Annotated in this window: 13 protein-coding genes; 3 read left to right on the top strand and 10 right to left on the bottom strand. The window is 51.9% G+C overall.

The window, feature by feature from the left end:
* Window positions 1–10: 10 nt before the first annotated feature.
* Window positions 11–1,465, bottom strand: coding sequence for an FAD-binding oxidoreductase (locus tag OGW44_RS23475; protein ID WP_185654465.1), 1,455 nt, complete (start codon window positions 1,463–1,465; stop codon window positions 11–13).
* Window positions 1,466–1,524: 59 nt separating this feature from the next.
* Complete coding sequence (locus tag OGW44_RS23470; RefSeq protein WP_016154226.1) at window positions 1,525–2,310, bottom strand: SDR family oxidoreductase; 786 nt, start codon at window positions 2,308–2,310, stop codon at window positions 1,525–1,527.
* A gap of 318 nt (window positions 2,311–2,628) precedes the next feature.
* Here OGW44_RS23470 and OGW44_RS23465 point away from each other — a divergent pair, with 318 nt between their 5' ends.
* Complete coding sequence (locus OGW44_RS23465; RefSeq protein ID WP_103284164.1) at window positions 2,629–3,927, top strand: MFS transporter; 1,299 nt, start codon at window positions 2,629–2,631, stop codon at window positions 3,925–3,927.
* Window positions 3,928–3,953: 26 nt separating this feature from the next.
* On the top strand, window positions 3,954–5,432 hold the full coding sequence (locus tag OGW44_RS23460) for an FGGY-family carbohydrate kinase (RefSeq protein WP_185654464.1): 1,479 nt from the start codon (window positions 3,954–3,956) through the stop codon (window positions 5,430–5,432).
* 52 nt (window positions 5,433–5,484) lie between these two features.
* On the opposite strand, the gene queE is transcribed toward OGW44_RS23460, so the two are convergent.
* The 3 genes from queE to OGW44_RS23445 all read right to left on the bottom strand — a co-directional run bounded on the left by queE (window position 5,485) and on the right by OGW44_RS23445 (window position 8,473).
* Entirely contained in the window at window positions 5,485–6,156 is a 672-nt protein-coding gene (queE, locus tag OGW44_RS23455) for a 7-carboxy-7-deazaguanine synthase QueE (protein WP_185654463.1), read from the bottom strand.
* A 71-nt stretch (window positions 6,157–6,227) separates the two neighbouring features.
* Window positions 6,228–6,917, bottom strand: a complete 690-nt coding sequence (locus tag OGW44_RS23450; RefSeq protein WP_016154230.1) for an N-acetylmannosamine-6-phosphate 2-epimerase — start codon at window positions 6,915–6,917, stop codon at window positions 6,228–6,230.
* A complete protein-coding gene (locus tag OGW44_RS23445) occupies window positions 6,917–8,473 on the bottom strand; it encodes a maltose/glucose-specific PTS transporter subunit IIC (RefSeq protein ID WP_016157348.1) in 1,557 nt (518 codons plus the stop codon). The genes OGW44_RS23450 and OGW44_RS23445 overlap by 1 nt, the downstream gene beginning before the upstream one ends.
* Before the next feature lie 165 nt (window positions 8,474–8,638).
* Here OGW44_RS23445 and OGW44_RS23440 point away from each other — a divergent pair, with 165 nt between their 5' ends.
* Complete coding sequence (locus OGW44_RS23440; RefSeq protein ID WP_049040365.1) at window positions 8,639–9,463, top strand: MurR/RpiR family transcriptional regulator; 825 nt, start codon at window positions 8,639–8,641, stop codon at window positions 9,461–9,463.
* A gap of 60 nt (window positions 9,464–9,523) precedes the next feature.
* Here OGW44_RS23440 and eno read toward each other — a convergent pair whose 3' ends face one another.
* From eno to rlmD, 5 genes are all read right to left on the bottom strand, one after another.
* Window positions 9,524–10,822, bottom strand: coding sequence for a phosphopyruvate hydratase (eno, locus tag OGW44_RS23435; RefSeq protein ID WP_003034129.1), 1,299 nt, complete (start codon window positions 10,820–10,822; stop codon window positions 9,524–9,526).
* 87 nt (window positions 10,823–10,909) lie between these two features.
* A complete protein-coding gene (pyrG, locus tag OGW44_RS23430; protein ID WP_016154233.1) occupies window positions 10,910–12,547 on the bottom strand; it encodes a glutamine hydrolyzing CTP synthase in 1,638 nt (545 codons plus the stop codon).
* A 224-nt stretch (window positions 12,548–12,771) separates the two neighbouring features.
* Entirely contained in the window at window positions 12,772–13,563 is a 792-nt protein-coding gene (gene mazG, locus OGW44_RS23425; protein ID WP_049040397.1) for a nucleoside triphosphate pyrophosphohydrolase, read from the bottom strand.
* A gap of 130 nt (window positions 13,564–13,693) precedes the next feature.
* The gene (relA, locus tag OGW44_RS23420; RefSeq protein ID WP_016154235.1) at window positions 13,694–15,928 is read right to left on the bottom strand and encodes a GTP diphosphokinase; all 2,235 of its coding nucleotides are present in this window, start codon (window positions 15,926–15,928) and stop codon (window positions 13,694–13,696) included.
* Between the two features lie 100 nt (window positions 15,929–16,028).
* Complete coding sequence (gene rlmD, locus OGW44_RS23415; RefSeq protein ID WP_016157350.1) at window positions 16,029–17,327, bottom strand: 23S rRNA (uracil(1939)-C(5))-methyltransferase RlmD; 1,299 nt, start codon at window positions 17,325–17,327, stop codon at window positions 16,029–16,031.
* Window positions 17,328–17,344 lie beyond the last annotated feature (17 nt).

The raw sequence follows: 17,344 nt of genomic DNA, 5'->3' as shown, positions 1-17,344 counted from the left end.
CAGCTGATGTTTATTTCTCAATCGGGTAGATCGTTCCCGTGTTCATAATGCCGTTTGGATCAAACTGACGTTTCAGACCTTCCAGCAGCGGCCACGCGCTGCCATGTTCCAGCTTGCTCCAGTGAACGCGGTGCTTACCAATGCCGTGGTGATGTACCATTGAGCCGCCAAGACGGATCGTCTCTTCGCAAATAATCTTGTTAAGCGGGTTGTGGTACTTATCAATCTCCTCTTCCGGCTTGCAGTCCACCACGTTGTAGTCATACACAAAGTACATGTTGGTACCGTTGATATAACTATGGGAAGAGTGACCGCCCAGCATGGTGATGTCATCCGCGTGTGGGAATTCAGTACGAATACGATGGATCACGTTTTCGTAAATTTGATGGATGCAGCTCCAGCTGCCGGAAACTTCCGTCGTAAAGCCCATATTGCCGGTTTTCAGGATCTGTACGCGTTCAGCAGCCACTTTTTCCGGGCCCCAGTTCAGATGGTTAAACCAGTTCTCAATCAGCTTGCTGTCCACACGCTTACACTGTGGATAACGCGCGACGATCTCCGCAATGCCCTCGCCAGTAGCTTGCGCCATTCGCGGATTGCCCTCAGCCATGAAGATCAACACGCATTTCCCGTCAGCGAAGTGAGTGAAGTGCTGGGTACCATCCTCGACGTCATACAGGCGTGCAATCGAAGGACGGTAGCCTTCCACCATCACTTCACGCAGGATGTCGAAACCGATTTTCATATCGTCCAGAATGTAGCCGTAAAAAAGGTTATTTTCCGGCGTGAACTTGAAGATTTTCACTGTTACTTCAGTGATATAGCACAGTGCGCCTTCGTTCCCAATGATGATGTGGCGAATGTCCGGCCCGGCAGCCCGGCGTGGCACGTTCTTGATGCGGGTTACCGTGCCGTCCGGCAGCACCGCCTCCAGCCCCACGACCATATCTTCAATGGCACCGTAAAGAGTGGAGAACTGCCCGATGCTGCGGGTTGCAACCAGGCCGCCCATCTGCGCCAGCGGCTTAGACTGCGGCGAATGCCCGGTGGTATATCCTTTTTCGCGCAATGCATTTTCCAGAATCTCAAGCGGCACGCCGCATTGAGCGGTCGCCTGCATATTTTCAATATCAATGCTTAGGATCTGGTTCATCCCTGTCCCGTCAAGGACCACAGAGTCTTTGACGACGGTTTCCAGACCCCCTTCCGTCGCGGATGCCCCGGTACGCGGAACCCCATTGATTTTATGTTGGTCCATAAACGCCAGAACGCGGGAAACCTGCTCTGTCGAACCGAGTTTTACCACTGCCGCCGGAATGGGCAGCGTGTAAACGCCGTGAATGTCGGCATATTTACGAAAGCGGTCAATACTGTTTTTCTTTAATACCGTTTCATCGGTAATTACGCGTTCGGACCCAACAATTTCTTTTAACTGGTCAACAATCGCTTCGCGAAATAAAGGCATAGCTATTCCTTCCTGATAATTAGCAGAACAATTAATAATACAGAAACTATAGGTAGATATTAGCGAACTAAATAACCGCCATCGACGACCAGTAAATGACCGTTAACATAATTAGAAGCCTGACTGGCAAGGAATATCGCAGCCCCCATTAAATCCTGGGTATCGCCCCAACGATTAGCCGGGATATGATCCAATACGCGCTGATTCGTTTCCGGATTGCTGCGCGTAGCCAGCGTAATATCCGTTGCATAATATCCCGGTGCGATACCGTTAACCTGAATATTATATTGCCCCAATTCATCGCAATACGCCTTGGTAAAACCAGCAAGCGCATGTTTTGTCGCTGAATAAGCCGGAGACCACTGTCCGCCAAGATAAGAGAACAAAGAACAGATATTTATAATTTTACCGCTGTTTTGCGGAATCATAATTTTTGCCGCTTCGTAGCTCAGTTCAAACGCCGCCGTCAGGTTGACGTCAATCATCGGATCCCAGTCCGCACGACCAAAGTCCAGTACCTTATTCAGCTTACAAATTCCGGCGTTGTTCACCAGAATATCAACGGTGCCAAAACGCTCGCAGCAGGCGGCAATAATCTTCTGCGGGGCACCTTTCTCGGTGATATCCACCTGCATGAATTCAACTTCAACACCCTGTTTCTCAATGATTTCCTTCGTTTCACCGTTATCTTTTACAAAACTTGGGATAAACAGATTCGCCCCGGCTTTCGCCAGCGCCATCGCAAAAGCCTGACCCAGACCGCTGTTGCCACCCGTTACGATCGCCGTTTTCCCTTTCAGGGAGAAAAAATTCATTGAGAATGCATTGAGAGATTCGATTGACATAGCTGGCTCCAAATTCCTTTAGGCAAAAAAAAAGAAAGGCAACTTCCCCCGCTAGAGGGAAGTCACCTTTCTCATTATCTCTGGTAACTGGAATGAATTTTTAGCATAACGAGAAAATATCTAACGTGATCAAAATCACAGATGTTTTGTTCATTCTGTATTGATGACTAAAAACAAGAAGCGTGATTATTCTCACACTATAACCCACACTTCCATGTTATTTCTAAGCGCAATTACTAGAGACCTGAGAAAAGTAATCCACCTGAAAGGGCGGTTTACTTTTCTCTTTTTTTTGTCTGCATAAAATGAGAGCCCGATATGCAACAATCCTCATATCGCCGTTGGATAACACTCGCCATTATTAGTTTCAGCGGTGGCGTTAGTTTTGATTTAGCCTATTTACGTTATATCTATCAAATTCCCATGGCAAAATTCATGGGATTTAGCAATACCGAAATTGGATTAATAATGAGTACCTTTGGCGTTGCCGCTATTATTCTGTATGCGCCCAGCGGCGTTATTGCCGATAAATTCTCCCATCGCAAAATGATCACTTCAGCCATGATAATTACCGGCTTGCTCGGTCTGCTGATGATGACCTATCCACCGCTGTGGGTCATGCTCTGTATTCAGGTCGCCTTTGCCATCACGACAATCCTGATGCTGTGGTCGGTATCAATTAAAGCCGCCTCGCTGCTGGGGGATCACAGTGAACAAGGGAAAATCATGGGCTGGATGGAAGGCCTGCGCGGTGTCGGCGTCATGTCGCTGGCGGTATTTACCATGTGGGTCTTTTCTCGCTTCGCACCGGATGACAGCAACAGCCTGAAGGCCGTGATCCTGATTTATAGCGTGGTTTACATCCTGTTGGGAATTTTGTGCTGGTTCTTCGTGAACGATGGCAACAGCCGCAGCCACGGTGCGAAAGAGGATAAGCAGGCGTTTCAGCTCAAAGATATCATCGCCGTGCTGCGTATCAGCACCACCTGGTATTGCAGCATGGTTATTTTTGGCGTCTTTACGATCTACGCCATTCTCAGCTACTCCACCAACTATCTGACTGAAATGTACGGCATGTCGCTGGTCGCGGCGAGCTACATGGGGATCGTCATCAACAAGATCTTCCGGGCTATCTGTGGGCCACTGGGCGGCATCATCACCACCTACAGCAAAATTAAGTCGCCAACGCGCGTGGTGCAACTGCTTTCAATTGTCGGCGCCGCTGCGCTGATTGCCCTGCTGGTGACGAACTCAAATCCGCAGTCCGTAGTTATGGGGATCGGCCTGATTCTGCTGCTGGGCTTCACCTGCTACGCCTCGCGCGGGCTTTACTGGGCCTGTCCCGGCGAGGCCAGAACCCCTTCTTACATCATGGGAACCACCGTAGGGATCTGCTCGGTGATCGGTTTTCTGCCCGACGTGTTCGTCTATCCGATTGTCGGCCACTGGCAGGATACGCTCCCAGCGGCACAAGCCTATCGCAATATGTGGCTGATGGGACTGGCGGCGCTGTGCATGGTCATCCTCTTCACGTTCTTATTGTTTCGCAAAATTCGCACCAACAACGCCGCACCGGAAAAGATAACCTCACTGGCCGCAGAAACCTCCGGCGAGTGAAGATGGAAAATTAAAGGAGAATGACAATGTCAAAGAAATACATCATTGGAATTGATGGCGGAAGTCAGAGTACCAAGGTTGTGATGTACGATCTGGAAGGTAACGTGGTGTGTGAAGGAAAAGGTCTCCTGCAACCGATGTTTACTCCCGACGCCGATACGGCAGAGCATCCGGACGACGATTTATGGGCTTCATTGTGTTTTGCTGGCAAAGACTTAATGAGCCAGTTCGCGGGAGATCCAAAAGACATTGTCGGGATTGGTCTGGGCTCCATTCGCTGCTGTCGCGCATTGCTCAAAGCAGACGGCACGCCCGCTGCGCCATTGATCAGCTGGCAGGACGCGCGCGTCACCCGCCCCTATGAGCACGCCAATCATGATGTGGCTTACGTCACCTCATTTTCAGGTTATTTGTCACATCGCTTAACCGGTGAATTTAAAGACAATATCGCCAACTACTTTGGTCAGTGGCCGGTGGATTACAAAACCTGGACATGGAGCGACGACCCGGAGGTGGTGAAGAAATTCAATATCCCGCGCAGGATGCTGTTCGAGGTGCAGATGCCGGGAACCGTGCTCGGGCACCTGACGGATGCAGCGGCGAAAGCGACCAGCTTCCCCGCCGGATTACCGGTGGTTTGCACCACCAGCGACAAACCGGTAGAGGCCCTGGGCGCAGGATTGCTGGACGACGAAACCGCGGTGATCTCATTAGGCACCTATATCGCCCTGATGATGAACGGCAAAGCGCTGCCCAAAGATCCAATCGCTTATTGGCCAATTATGTCTTCGATTCCGCAAACGCTGCTCTACGAAGGCTATGGCATTCGCAAAGGGATGTGGACGGTCAGTTGGCTGCGGGATATGTTGGGGGAATCACTAATCCAGGATGCGAAAGCACAGGATCTGTCGCCGGAAGATTTGCTGAATAAGAAAGCGGCCAGCGTACCACCCGGTTGCAATGGCCTGATGACCGTCCTGGACTGGCTGACCAACCCGTGGGAACCGTTCAAACGTGGGATCATGATTGGCTTTGACTCCAGCATGGACTACGCCTGGATTTACCGCTCTATTCTGGAGAGCGTTGCGCTGACGCTGAAAAACAATTACGACAATATGTGTAACGAAATGAATCACTTCGCTAAACAAGTTATCATTACGGGCGGCGGTTCAAACAGTGATCTATTCATGCAAATCTTTGCCGACGTGTTCAATCTTCCAGCAAGACGGAATGCCATTAACGGTTGCGCCAGCCTGGGCGCGGCAATTAACACGGCGGTAGGGCTTGGTCTCTATCCGAACTATGAGACCGCGATAGAAAAAATGGTTCGGGTGAAAGATGTATTCACACCAATAGAAAGCAACGCCAGACGCTATGACGCGCTGAACAAAGGGATTTTCCGCGATTTAACCCAGCACACCGATGTGATCCTGAAAAAGTCGTATGAAGTACTGCATGGCGGCCTGAATAACGTCAATTCGATTCAGAGCTGGTCTAACGCATAAGGTTATCCGGCCTGCATGTAGCACTCAATGCAGGCCGATAAACCCATTATCATCAGGCGATATTCAGATATTTATGGGTCTGCATCGACAGACGCCAGTTACGCGCGATACAGGTATCAATACACAAACGCGTAGCATCTTCTTTCTGGCTGATTGGCTGTAAGGCGATGATACGCGGTTTGTCGTCGCTCAACGTAGCCAGCAGTTCATCCAGCGCTTCAATATCGCGAACGCGACCAACCGGATGTTTGATTTCATTCGCACGCTCCAGCGCCTGCGACAGCACATCATAACCGCCGCGCATATTCACCTTCGGCGATACGGTCACCCAGGTATTCGGCGTACAGCGCACTTCGTGGGTACCGCTGGTTTCAATCTGGCAGCTAAAGCCGTTCTTTTCCAGCAGGTCTGTCAGCGGCACCAGGTCATGAATGCAGGGCTCGCCACCGGTTATCACCACGTGACGGGCGGTATAGCCCTGACGCACAATGACCGCCAGCAGATCCTCGCTGCTCGCCGCGCCCCATTTATCGCTCTCTTTGGTCTTAGCCAGGATGCTGTACAGGGAAACTTCCCGATCCTCAAGCTTATCCCAGGTGTGTTTGGTATCGCACCAGGCACAGCCAACCGGGCATCCCTGTAAACGAATAAAAATGGCGGGGACGCCGGTAAAGTAACCCTCACCTTGCAGGGTCTGGAACATCTCGTTAATCGGGTACTGCATAGCGCTCTCAATATGGGGATAAACGATAATTATCGCAGATCCCCGCCAAAGTATCATGCCCCATCGATGCTTTACGCGGCGATCGCCGCGGCAAAGCGTGCCGTAATCTGCTGCGGACGCGTGATAGCCCCTCCAACCACCACGGTATGGGCACCTAATGCCAGGCAACGTGCAGCACGTTCCGGGGTATCGACGTTTCCTTCCGCCACGACCGGTATGCTGACCGCAGCCAACACCTCACGTAAAAAACCGCAGTCGTTTTCCGCCAGCACATGCCCGACAGTGTCAGCGGTATAGCCGTAGAGCGTAGTGCCCACGCAGTCAAACCCCAGACGCTCGGCGGTCACCGCCTCGTCTACAGTGGCGATATCCGCCATCAGCAGTACGGACGGGTAGCGAGCGCGGACTTGTGCGACCAGTTCTTCCAGCGTTTGCCCACCAGGGCGCGGGCGCGCTGTCGCGTCCAGAGCAATAATTTCCGGCTCAACGGTCATCAACTCATCCACTTCCTGCAGGGTGGCCGTGATAAACACATCACTACCCGGATAATCGCGCTTGATAATCCCAATCACCGGCAGTGAGACGATCTCTTTGATAGCGCGAATATCCACCACGCTGTTCGCACGGATACCTACCGCACCGCCCTGTGCTGCCGCCAACGCCATACGCGACATAATAAATGGACTGTGCAGAGGCTCATTTTCCAGCGCCTGACAGGAGACGATTAATTTACCTTTCAGGCAATCCAGTACAGTTTTCATTACGATAAGATCTCTTCGACTTCGTTTTTAATGATGGTGACATGCGGGCCATAAATCACCTGAACACCTTTACCGCGAATAATAACGCCACGTGCTCCGGTCGCTTTCAGCGCCGCTTCATCTACCTTGCTGCTCTCTTTCACCGTCACGCGTAAGCGTGTGGCGCAACAGTCCACCTCTTCCAGATTCTCTTTGCCTCCCAGCCCAGAGATGACTGCCGCAGCGCGTTCACTTTGAGGCAGACCGGATTCAATTGGGGTTACGTTTTCACGCCCAGGTGTCAGCCAGCCAAAGCGGTTAATCAAATAGCGGAAGGTAAAGTAGTAAAGGAAGAACCACGGTATCCCCACCATGGGAACGTACATCCAGTTGGTTTTAGCTTCCCCTTGTAAGACGCCGAAGAGGAGGAAATCGATAAGCCCACCCGAAAAAGTTTGCCCAATAGTGATATGTAAAATATGAGCCATCATAAACGCCAGGCCATCGAAGAAGGCGTGAATGACATATAACACGGGAGCCACAAAGAGGAAGGAGAACTCGATAGGCTCAGTGATCCCCGTCAGGAAAGAGGTCAGGGCTGCCGACAACAGCAGGCCGGCGACAAGCTTTCTGTTCTCCGGCTTGGCAGTGTGGTACATCGCCAGGCATGCGCCAAGCAGGCCAAACATCATGGTAATGAATCGCCCGGACATAAAGCGCGAGGTGCCCGCATAGAACTGCTGCGTATTCGGATCGGCAAGTTGGGCAAAGAAAATCCGCTGCGTACCTTCAACCAACTGGCCGTTGACGATTTCGCTACCGCCAAGCGCCGTCGTCCAGAACGGCAAATAAAAGATATGGTGTAAACCCAGTGGGCCAAGCATACGCAGGATGAAGCCGTACAATAGTGTCCCCAGATAACCCGTCGCATCCACCAGACCACCCAGCCCAAAAATGAGTTTCTGGAAATGCGGCCAAACCACTGTCATGACAGCCCCCACGACAATCGCGGCAAGGGAGCTAATAATCGGTACAAAGCGCGAACCGCTGAAGAAACCAAGGAACTGAGGTAGTGAGACTTTATTGAAACGGCTATGCAGCGCGCAGGTGACAAGACCAATAACCACCCCACCAAACACGCCCGTTTCCAGCGTCTGAATACCCAGCGTCATCCCCTGGCCAACGGCACCCGGGTTCTCGTGCGCCAGTGTCCCGTTGAGGGTCAATAAGGCATTGATAGTGGCATTCATCACCAAAAATGCCAGCAATGCCGCCAGCCCGGCGGTACCTTTATCCGTTTTCGCCAGTCCTACAGCGACACCCACTGCGAACAACACCGAAAGATTGGCAAACACAATAGAACCGGCGCTGGTCATGATTGTGAAGATTGCCTGCAACCAGTCGACATCCAAAAACGGATAAGCCGTCAATGTGTTTGGATTCGACAGTGCGCCGCCAATCCCTAACAACAGTCCCGCGGCGGGCAATACCGCAATCGGCAGCATGAAGGATTTGCCGAAGCGCTGCGCTTTTTCAAACCATGCACCCGATGAGGCGCCGCTAAACATTTGCATCATTTTTTCATCTCCCCGACTAGTGATGAAAATTTTTACCATAATTATTTTTATAAATGAAAATCATCATCAAAAACCAGGAAGCCGATCATACTTTTTTAAAATGACTGGCATCTCTCCCCTGCTTTCCGCCACACTATCAGCAGAGAAACGCATTAAGGATTTTGCATGTCAGAAAATGAAAACCTGCTGCTGAGATTGCGCCAGAGCGTTGACGGATATAGCCGAACACAACAGAAGCTGGGAGAGTTTGTGCTAAGCGATCCGGCAAAAGTTGTCTACCTGACGATTACCGAACTGGCGCGTGAAAGCGACACCAGCGAAGCTAGCGTCACACGGCTGTGCCGTACGCTGGGGTGTAAGGGCTATAACGAGTTCAAAATGGCGCTGGCACTCGATCTCCAGCAAGAACAGCCGGTAGAGCACAGCGGGGATGAAATTGACAATGTGGTCAATGAATCCGTGCAAGCACTGCAGGACACCGCAAAATTACTCGACAGAGCATTACTTGAAGCAGCCGCTCTTGCGCTGCATCAGGCGCAGTCGGTACAGATTTATGGCGTAGCGGCCAGCGCCATTCTGGGGGAGTATTTACATTACAAACTCCTGCGCTTGGGCAAACCCGCACAAATGTTCAGCGATATGCATCGCGCAGCCATGAACGCCACAACGCTAAGCAAAGACACGCTCGTGGTGGCGATTTCCAGCTCAGGCTCCACGCGCGATCTGCTGCATGTCGTTAAACTGGCGCGTAAGCAAGGCGCGCGCGTACTGGCGTTGAGTAATACGCCGCGCAGTCCGTTGGCTTCGCTGAGTGATATTCAACTGGTCGCAGCCAAACCAGAAGGTCCGTTGAGTGCTGGTGCGCTAAACGCCAAGGTGGGAGTGATGCTGTTGGTAGAACTGCTCACCACGTCACTGATTGCTCTGGATGAAAAGTACAGTGATGTGAGCCAGAAAACCGCCAGTGCGACCTTACCGCTACTGCTTTAGTTTAGCGGCATAAAAAAACCCGCCGCAGCGGGTTTTTACGTTAAGAGTTAAAGAACAGGATTACGCCTGACCTTTGATCTCTTTACGACCGTTGTACGGCGCTTGTTCACCCAGAGCTTCTTCGATACGAATCAGCTGGTTGTACTTAGCAACGCGATCAGAACGGCTCATAGAACCGGTTTTGATCTGGCCTGCAGCGGTACCAACAGCCAGGTCAGCGATGGTAGCGTCTTCAGTTTCGCCAGAACGGTGAGAGATGACAGCGGTGTAGCCAGCGTCTTTCGCCATTTTGATCGCAGCCAGAGTTTCGGTCAGAGAACCGATCTGGTTGAATTTGATCAGGATGGAGTTAACGATGCCTTTTTCGATGCCTTCTTTCAGGATCTTGGTGTTGGTTACGAACAGATCGTCACCAACCAGCTGGATTTTGTCGCCCAGAACTTTAGTCTGGTATGCGAAACCGTCCCAGTCAGACTCGTCCAGACCATCTTCGATGGACACGATCGGGTACTGTTTGGTCAGTTCTTCCAGGAAGTGGGTGAATTCTTCGGAGGTGAATGCTTTGTTGCCTTCGCCAGCCAGAACGTATTTACCGTCTTTGTAGAATTCAGAAGCTGCACAGTCCATCGCCAGGGTGATGTCTTTGCCCAGCTCGTAGCCAGCTGCTTTAACCGCTTCAGCGATTACAGCCAGAGCTTCAGCGTTGGAACCCAGGTTCGGCGCGTAGCCGCCTTCGTCACCCACTGCAGTGTTCATACCTTTAGCTTTCAGAACTTTAGCCAGGTTGTGGAACACTTCAGAACCCATACGTACGGCTTCTTTCAGGGTTTTAGCGCCAACCGGCTGAATCATGAACTCCTGGATGTCAACGTTGTTGTCAGCGTGCTCACCACCGTTGATGATGTTCATCATCGGAACCGGCATGGAGTATTTGCCCGGAGTACCGTTCAGTTCAGCGATGTGTGCATACAGCGGCAGGCCTTTAGCAGCAGCAGCTGCTTTGGCGTTCGCCAGGGACACAGCCAGGATGGCGTTTGCACCGAAGTTGGATTTGTTTTCAGTACCGTCCAGATCGATCATGATCTTGTCGATGCCAGCCTGATCTTTAGCATCTTTACCCAGCAGAGCCTGAGCAATTGGGCCGTTAACAGCTGCAACAGCTTTCAGTACGCCTTTACCCATGAAACGGGATTTGTCGCCGTCGCGCAGTTCCAGTGCTTCGCGGGAACCAGTAGAAGCACCTGACGGAGCTGCTGCCATACCAACGAAACCACCTTCCAGGTGTACTTCGGCTTCAACAGTCGGGTTACCACGGGAGTCGATGATTTCACGACCGATGATTTTAACGATTTTGGACATTAGATTTTCCTCAGTACAAGTTAAACTAAAACTCCAGACAAACAATGCACCCGGATGGGTGCATTGCCGTTCTAACTTTTTTACTTCTTACTTCGCCTGACGCTTCTGATGTTCACTGGCGGCTTTCACAAAGCCGGCAAACAGCGGGTGCCCATCACGTGGCGTGGAAGTAAATTCCGGGTGGAACTGACAGGCCACGAACCACGGATGATTCGGTACCTCAATGATCTCGACCAACTGATCATCACCGGAACGGCCTGCAATACGCAGACCCGCAGCTTCAATCTGTTTCAACAGCATATTGTTGACTTCGTAACGGTGGCGATGGCGTTCAACAATTGTCGGCGCGCCGTACAGCTGACGAACCAGGCTATCGTCGCTCAACTGACACTGCTGGGCGCCAAGGCGCATTGTGCCGCCCAGATCGCTCTTCTCGGTACGGACTTCAACGTTGCCGTCTTCATCGCGCCATTCGGTAATCAGGGCCACCACCGGGTACTTACAGTCTGGCACAAATTCCGTGGAGTTGGCGTTATCCATACCCACTACGTTACGTGCAAACTCAATCAACGCAACCTGCATACCCAGGCAAATACCCAGATAAGGAACATTGTTTTCACGCGCAAAGCGCGCTGTCGCGATCTTACCTTCAACACCACGGTAGCCGAAGCCGCCAGGGATCAGGATTGCATCAAGACCTTTCAGGATCTCAACGCCGCGCGTTTCGACATCTTGCGAATCGATCAGCTTAATGTTGACGGTGACACGATTCTTCAGACCACCGTGCTTCAATGCTTCGATAACTGACTTATAGGCATCCGGCAGTTCAATATACTTGCCGACCATACCGATAGTCACTTCGCCTGCCGGATTCGCTTCTTCGTAGATAACCTGTTCCCATTCTGACAGATTAGCTTCCGGACAGTTCAAGCTGAATCGTTTACAAATATAATCGTCAAGGCCCTGGGATTTCAACAGGCCTGGAATTTTATAGATGGAATCGACATCTTTCATTGAAATAACGGCTTTTTCTGGCACGTTACAGAACAATGCAATTTTTGCACGTTCGTTGGCCGGAACCGCGCGATCGGAACGACAGATCAGAATGTCAGGCTGGATACCAATCGACAGCAACTCTTTTACCGAGTGCTGAGTCGGTTTAGTTTTGACTTCACCGGCAGCGGCCAGGTAAGGAACCAGAGTCAGGTGCATGAACAGCGCGTGTTCACGACCGATATCTACCGCTAATTGGCGAATCGCTTCCAGGAATGGCAGGGATTCGATATCACCGACCGTACCGCCGATTTCAACCAGAACGACGTCATGACCTTCGCCACCGGCAAGGACACGCTCTTTAATCGCGTTGGTGATGTGCGGGATAACCTGTACGGTTGCACCCAGATAGTCGCCACGGCGCTCTTTGCGCAGGACATCGGAGTAAATTCGACCGGTAGTGAAGTTATTGCGGCGAGTCATTTTGGTACGAATGAAACGCTCATAGTGACCCAGGTCCAGGTCGGTTTCAGCGCCGTCTTCAGTAACGAACACTTCCCCGTGTTGGATTGGACTCATAGTACCTGGATCGACGTTGATGTACGGATCCAGTTTCATCATGGTCACGTTGAGGCCACGAGCCTCAAGAATGGCTGCCAGGGAGGCTGCGGCAATGCCTTTACCCAGAGAGGATACGACCCCGCCGGTCACAAAAATATAGTTCGTTGTCATGCTGGACCTGAGAAGTTAGGGTGAAACGATGGAATTACCAAGACGGGAAAGTAGTATACCCGAACATGACGAGCGCCACAAACTTTCATTATTCCTCCTCTTCACCAGGCTCACATAAACATCGGGAGTGAGAAAATAGCCCCTTTGGGGTAAATGTTTTTGACGTAAATCAAGCGCTTGTTATTTAAAAAATCACACAAATCGCCCTTGACCGACGAAATCCCTTAGAGATCAATTTCCTGCCGTTTTACCTGTTGCCAGACTTCTTCCATAGTTTCCAGATCAACACCAGTCATTTCCAGACCCCGAGCCGCTACAATTCGCTCAACCTCACGAAAACGGCGCTCAAATTTCTCGTTCGCTTTTTGCAATGCGATCTCAGCTTTAGTGCCTAAATGCCGAGCCATATTGACCGTCGCAAACAACAGGTCGCCCATTTCCTCCTCCAGTTTAGCCTGGTCGACAACAGCCTGCTTCGCCTCAAACATGACTTCATCGATCTCTTCGTAAACCTTGTCGACAACCGGTCCTAATGTTTTCCAGTCGAAGCCAACATTAGAGCAGCGTTTCTGGATTTTTTGGGCGCGCATTAACGCCGGTAAACTACGGGGAATATCGTCGAGTGCGGAATGCTGCGCCTTCTGGGCGCGTTCTTCGCTTTTGATTTGCTCCCAGCGGGTCAACACCTCAGTGCTGTTACTGGCAGAAACATCAGCAAAAACATGTGGGTGGCGACGCTCAAGCTTATCGCTGATGGCGGCGCAAATATCATTGAAATCGAAACGTCCTTCTTCCTGCGCCATCTGGGCGTAAAACACCACCTGGAACAGCAAGTCACCCAGCTCTCCACGCAGGTCGTCGAAGTCTTCCCGCGCAATTGCGTCCAGCACTTCATAGGTTTCTTCGAGGGTGTAAGGGGCAATAGTGGCGAATGTCTGCTCTTTATCCCAGGGACAACCGTTTTCCGGGTCGCGCAGGCGCTGCATAATACCGAGCAGTCGGTCGATTTGATTCATTGGAATATCCTGAAATTTCAATACGCGAGGCCAGATAAGACGACAGCCGATATCCGGCAACATGGCAATGCCTGATGGCAACGCTAACGCGCCTCACCAGGCATGCAAACTTATCTGGCCTATAAAATAATTAATTACCGTGCAGACGACGTGCGTCGATCACATCCGGCACCTGGTTCAGCTTGCCAAGCACGCGCCCGAGCACCTGCAGGTTATAGATTTCGATGGTCATATCGATGGTAGCCAACTGCTGTTTGGTATCACTCCGGCTGGCAACCCCCAGCACGTTCACCTTCTCGTTGGCAAGAATCGTGGTGATATCACGTAATAAGCCGCTGCGATCGTTAGCCTGGACGCGAACCACCAGCGAATATCCTGCCGAGTAGCTTTCGCCCCAAACCGCATCAACAATACGTTCCGGCGCATGGGAGCGCAGCTCGGTCAACTGTTCGCAATCCGCCCGGTGCACGGAAATACCGCGGCCCTGAGTGATAAACCCGACAATTTCATCGCCTGGAATCGGCTGGCAGCAGCGCGCGATGTGGTGCATCAGGTTACCCACCCCTTCCACCACCACGCGACCATCGTCTTTACGGCGACTCTGCGGCGCCTGCGTTTTCTGCTGAAGCTGTTTCAGCGCGGCGGCATCCTGTTCGGCTGCGCTCGGCTTATTAAACTGCGCCTGCAGGAAGTTCACCATCTGGTTGAGGCGAATGTCCCCCCCACCAATCGCCGCCAGCAGCTCATCCAGCTCATTGAAGCTGTAGCGCGGCAGCAGGTGCTTTTCCGCTTCTTTCAGGCTAATGCCTAAATGCGCCAGCTCATCGTCGAGGATCTGGCGGCCAGCAAGGATGTTTTTGTCGCGGTCCTGTTTACGGAACCAGGCGTGGATCTTCGAACGCCCCCGACTGGTGGTGACATAGCCGAGGTTAGGGTTCAGCCAGTCGCGGCTTGGGTTGGGCTGTTTCTGGGTGATAATTTCAATTTGATCGCCCATCTGCAGCTGGTAGGTAAACGGTACGATGCGTCCGCCAATTTTCGCGCCAATGCAACGATGCCCCACATCACTGTGAATATGATAAGCAAAATCGAGCGGTGTGGAGCCCGCAGGTAAGTCCACAACGTCGCCTTTTGGCGTAAAGACGTACACTCGGTCATCAAAGACCTGGCTACGGACTTCATCCAGCATTTCGCCAGAGTCCGCCATCTCTTCCTGCCAGGCGATCAGCTTACGCAGCCATGCAATACGATCTTCATGACCAGAACGCGCCACGCCGGAAGCAGTGCCCTCTTTGTACTTCCAGTGTGCCGCAACGCCCAGTTCGGCATCTTCATGCATCTGTTTCGTACGGATCTGAATTTCAATGGTTTTGCCGCCCGGTCCCAGCACAACCGTATGAATTGACTGATAGCCGTTGGGTTTCGGGTTAGCGACATAGTCATCGAACTCATCCGGCAGATGGCGATAGTGAGTATGCACTATCCCGAGCGCGGCATAGCAGTCCTGTAAACGCTCCGCCACGATACGCACCGCGCGCACGTCGAAAAGTTCATCGAAGGCCAGCTGCTTTTTCTGCATTTTGCGCCAGATGCTGTAGATGTGTTTCGGACGTCCGTACACTTCGGCTTTGACGCCTTCCGTTTTCATCTCTGAGCGCAAATGACCGACGAACTCATCAATGTAATGCTCGCGATCGATGCGACGTTCGTGCAGCAGCTTGGCAATACGTTTGTATTCAGCCGGGTGCAGGTAACGGAAGCAGTAATCTTCCAGTTCCCATTTTAATTGCCCGATACCCAAACGGTTGGCCAGCGGCGCATAGATATTGGTGCACTCTTTTGCCGCCAGAACGCGTTCATCTTCCGGTGCGTCCTTCACTTCACGCAGATGTGCAATCCGCTCCGCCAGCTTGATGACCACACAGCGGAAATCATCCACCATTGCCAGCAGCATGCGGCGAACGTTATCGACCTGTTCGGAAGAGACTGAATCGGTATGAGTGGCCTTAAGCTGGCGTATTGCCGCCATATCCCGCACGCCGTGGATAAGATGAACAATGGATTTGCCCACGCTCTCGCGCAGGATGTCTTCACTGACCACGTTGGCATCTGCCAGAGGGAACAGCATTGCTGCGCGCAGCGTGTCGATATCCATGCTCAACATGGAGAGTATTTCAACCATCTCCACGCCACGCCACAGCAGCAGATCCGCATCCGGATGCCCCTGTGTCTGCTGCTGGCAGTACGCCCAGGTTTCGGCTAAGCGTTCACACGACTGCTGGCTGGAGATCCCCAGACTCGCGATCCATTTCTTTGGATCAAACTCACCAGCTTTATTTATATGTGCACTTCTTACCGCAACCATTGTCCTCTCCTTAAGGGGCCTGGCCTGTCGAAGTCGACAAGCCATACCCATTGTCTTTCACGCTGCATTACCACCCGAAATCCAATGGGTACAAAATTTATTACATACGCTCAAACAGGACCATTGATTCCAGGTGTCCAGTGTGCGGGAACATATCAAGCATCGCCAGTCGCCGTATGGCATATCCCGCGTTGAGCAAAGCGTCGCTGTCACGAGCCAGCGTTGCCGGGTTACAGGATACATAAACAACGCGTATAGGTTCTAATTTTATAATATGTTGCATCACACCTGCAGCCCCCGCACGCGCAGGATCGAGCAATACTTTGTCGAATCCGTTTTTCGCCCACGGCTGCCGGGTAACATCTTCCTCAAGGTTTTCATGAAAGAATGTCACATTGTGTAATCCGTTATTCAGCGCGTTTTCCCGGCCTTTTTCCACCAGCGCCGGTACCCCTTCCACCCCCACCACGTTTGCAGCCCGGGTTGCCAACGGCAGGGTAAAATTACCCATTCCACAGAACAGATCGAGAACGCGATCTTCAGGTTGCACATCCAGCCATTCGAGCGCACGGGCCACCATTTGTTGGTTTACCCCTTCATTGACCTGAATAAAATCACGCGGGCTGAAGGTTAACCGTAGTCCATTTGAGTCATACCAGGGCGACTCTTCTGATATTGATTCCAGTATCTCGCTTTGCGGGGCCAGAAACAAAGACAGCCCCTGAGAATGCGAAAAGCATTCCAGTTTTTCTTTATCCTGAACACTTAATGGCGCCGTGTGGCGCAAAATCATCAGGGTTCCGCTCCCCGCCTGCACCAGCTCGACATGACCAAGATGGCGTAACCCTTGCAGACTTTCCAGACACGCCCGGATGTGGGGCAAGAGCGCTTCAAGCTGGGGCACCAAAATAGGGCATTGTTTAACATCGATAATGTCGCTGGATGCGGATTTGCGAAACCCCATCTGCAATTTTTGTTCTTTTGGCCGATAATTCAGGCTCAACCTGGCGCGACGACGATAGCCCCACGGGGTATCAGCTATAACATCCGACACTTCACATTTCATTAAACGCGACAACGCCGCGCTTTTGCTACGCTGCTGCAACGAGATGCTGGCATGCTGCTGCTGGCAGCCGCCGCACACGCCAAAATGCGGGCAACGTGGCACTTCACGCTGCGGACTGTCGTTTAAACGTCGTTTTACTTGCGCGCGGGCGAACTGTTTTTTATCTTCGGTAATCACCACCTCGGCGCTTTCCTGAGGTAGCAATTCCGGTATAAACAACGCCTTTCCGTTATGGCGAGCAACGCCCTGGCCGAAAGGATCAAGGTCATTGACGGTAACGGTTATGATCTGACGCGTCGTCACGCGTCGTTTTGCAGAGTAGAATTGCGCCATCGACGAGATATTTCTCT

The organism is Citrobacter sp. Cb023 (genome assembly GCF_030336805.1).
In the GTDB taxonomy this organism is placed as follows: Bacteria; Pseudomonadota; Gammaproteobacteria; order Enterobacterales; family Enterobacteriaceae; genus Citrobacter; species Citrobacter braakii.
The sequence above is the reverse complement of the archived record's forward strand: the minus strand, read 5'-3'. Positions and strand labels throughout refer to the sequence as shown.

What these genes read in the sequence shown, in the direction of transcription:
- OGW44_RS23475 (WP_185654465.1), bottom strand. Translation starts at nt 1,465, where the DNA reads ATGCCTTTATTTCGCGAAGCGATTGTTGACCAGTTAAAAGAAATTGTT.
- OGW44_RS23470 (WP_016154226.1), bottom strand. Translation starts at nt 2,310, where the DNA reads ATGTCAATCGAATCTCTCAATGCATTCTCAATGAATTTTTTCTCCCTG.
- OGW44_RS23465 (WP_103284164.1), top strand. Translation starts at nt 2,629, where the DNA reads ATGCAACAATCCTCATATCGCCGTTGGATAACACTCGCCATTATTAGT.
- OGW44_RS23460 (WP_185654464.1), top strand. Translation starts at nt 3,954, where the DNA reads ATGTCAAAGAAATACATCATTGGAATTGATGGCGGAAGTCAGAGTACC.
- queE (WP_185654463.1), bottom strand. Translation starts at nt 6,156, where the DNA reads ATGCAGTACCCGATTAACGAGATGTTCCAGACCCTGCAAGGTGAGGGT.
- OGW44_RS23450 (WP_016154230.1), bottom strand. Translation starts at nt 6,917, where the DNA reads ATGAAAACTGTACTGGATTGCCTGAAAGGTAAATTAATCGTCTCCTGT.
- OGW44_RS23445 (WP_016157348.1), bottom strand. Translation starts at nt 8,473, where the DNA reads ATGATGCAAATGTTTAGCGGCGCCTCATCGGGTGCATGGTTTGAAAAA.
- OGW44_RS23440 (WP_049040365.1), top strand. Translation starts at nt 8,639, where the DNA reads ATGTCAGAAAATGAAAACCTGCTGCTGAGATTGCGCCAGAGCGTTGAC.
- eno (WP_003034129.1), bottom strand. Translation starts at nt 10,822, where the DNA reads ATGTCCAAAATCGTTAAAATCATCGGTCGTGAAATCATCGACTCCCGT.
- pyrG (WP_016154233.1), bottom strand. Translation starts at nt 12,547, where the DNA reads ATGACAACGAACTATATTTTTGTGACCGGCGGGGTCGTATCCTCTCTG.
- mazG (WP_049040397.1), bottom strand. Translation starts at nt 13,563, where the DNA reads ATGAATCAAATCGACCGACTGCTCGGTATTATGCAGCGCCTGCGCGAC.
- relA (WP_016154235.1), bottom strand. Translation starts at nt 15,928, where the DNA reads ATGGTTGCGGTAAGAAGTGCACATATAAATAAAGCTGGTGAGTTTGAT.
- rlmD (WP_016157350.1), bottom strand. Translation starts at nt 17,327, where the DNA reads ATGGCGCAATTCTACTCTGCAAAACGACGCGTGACGACGCGTCAGATC.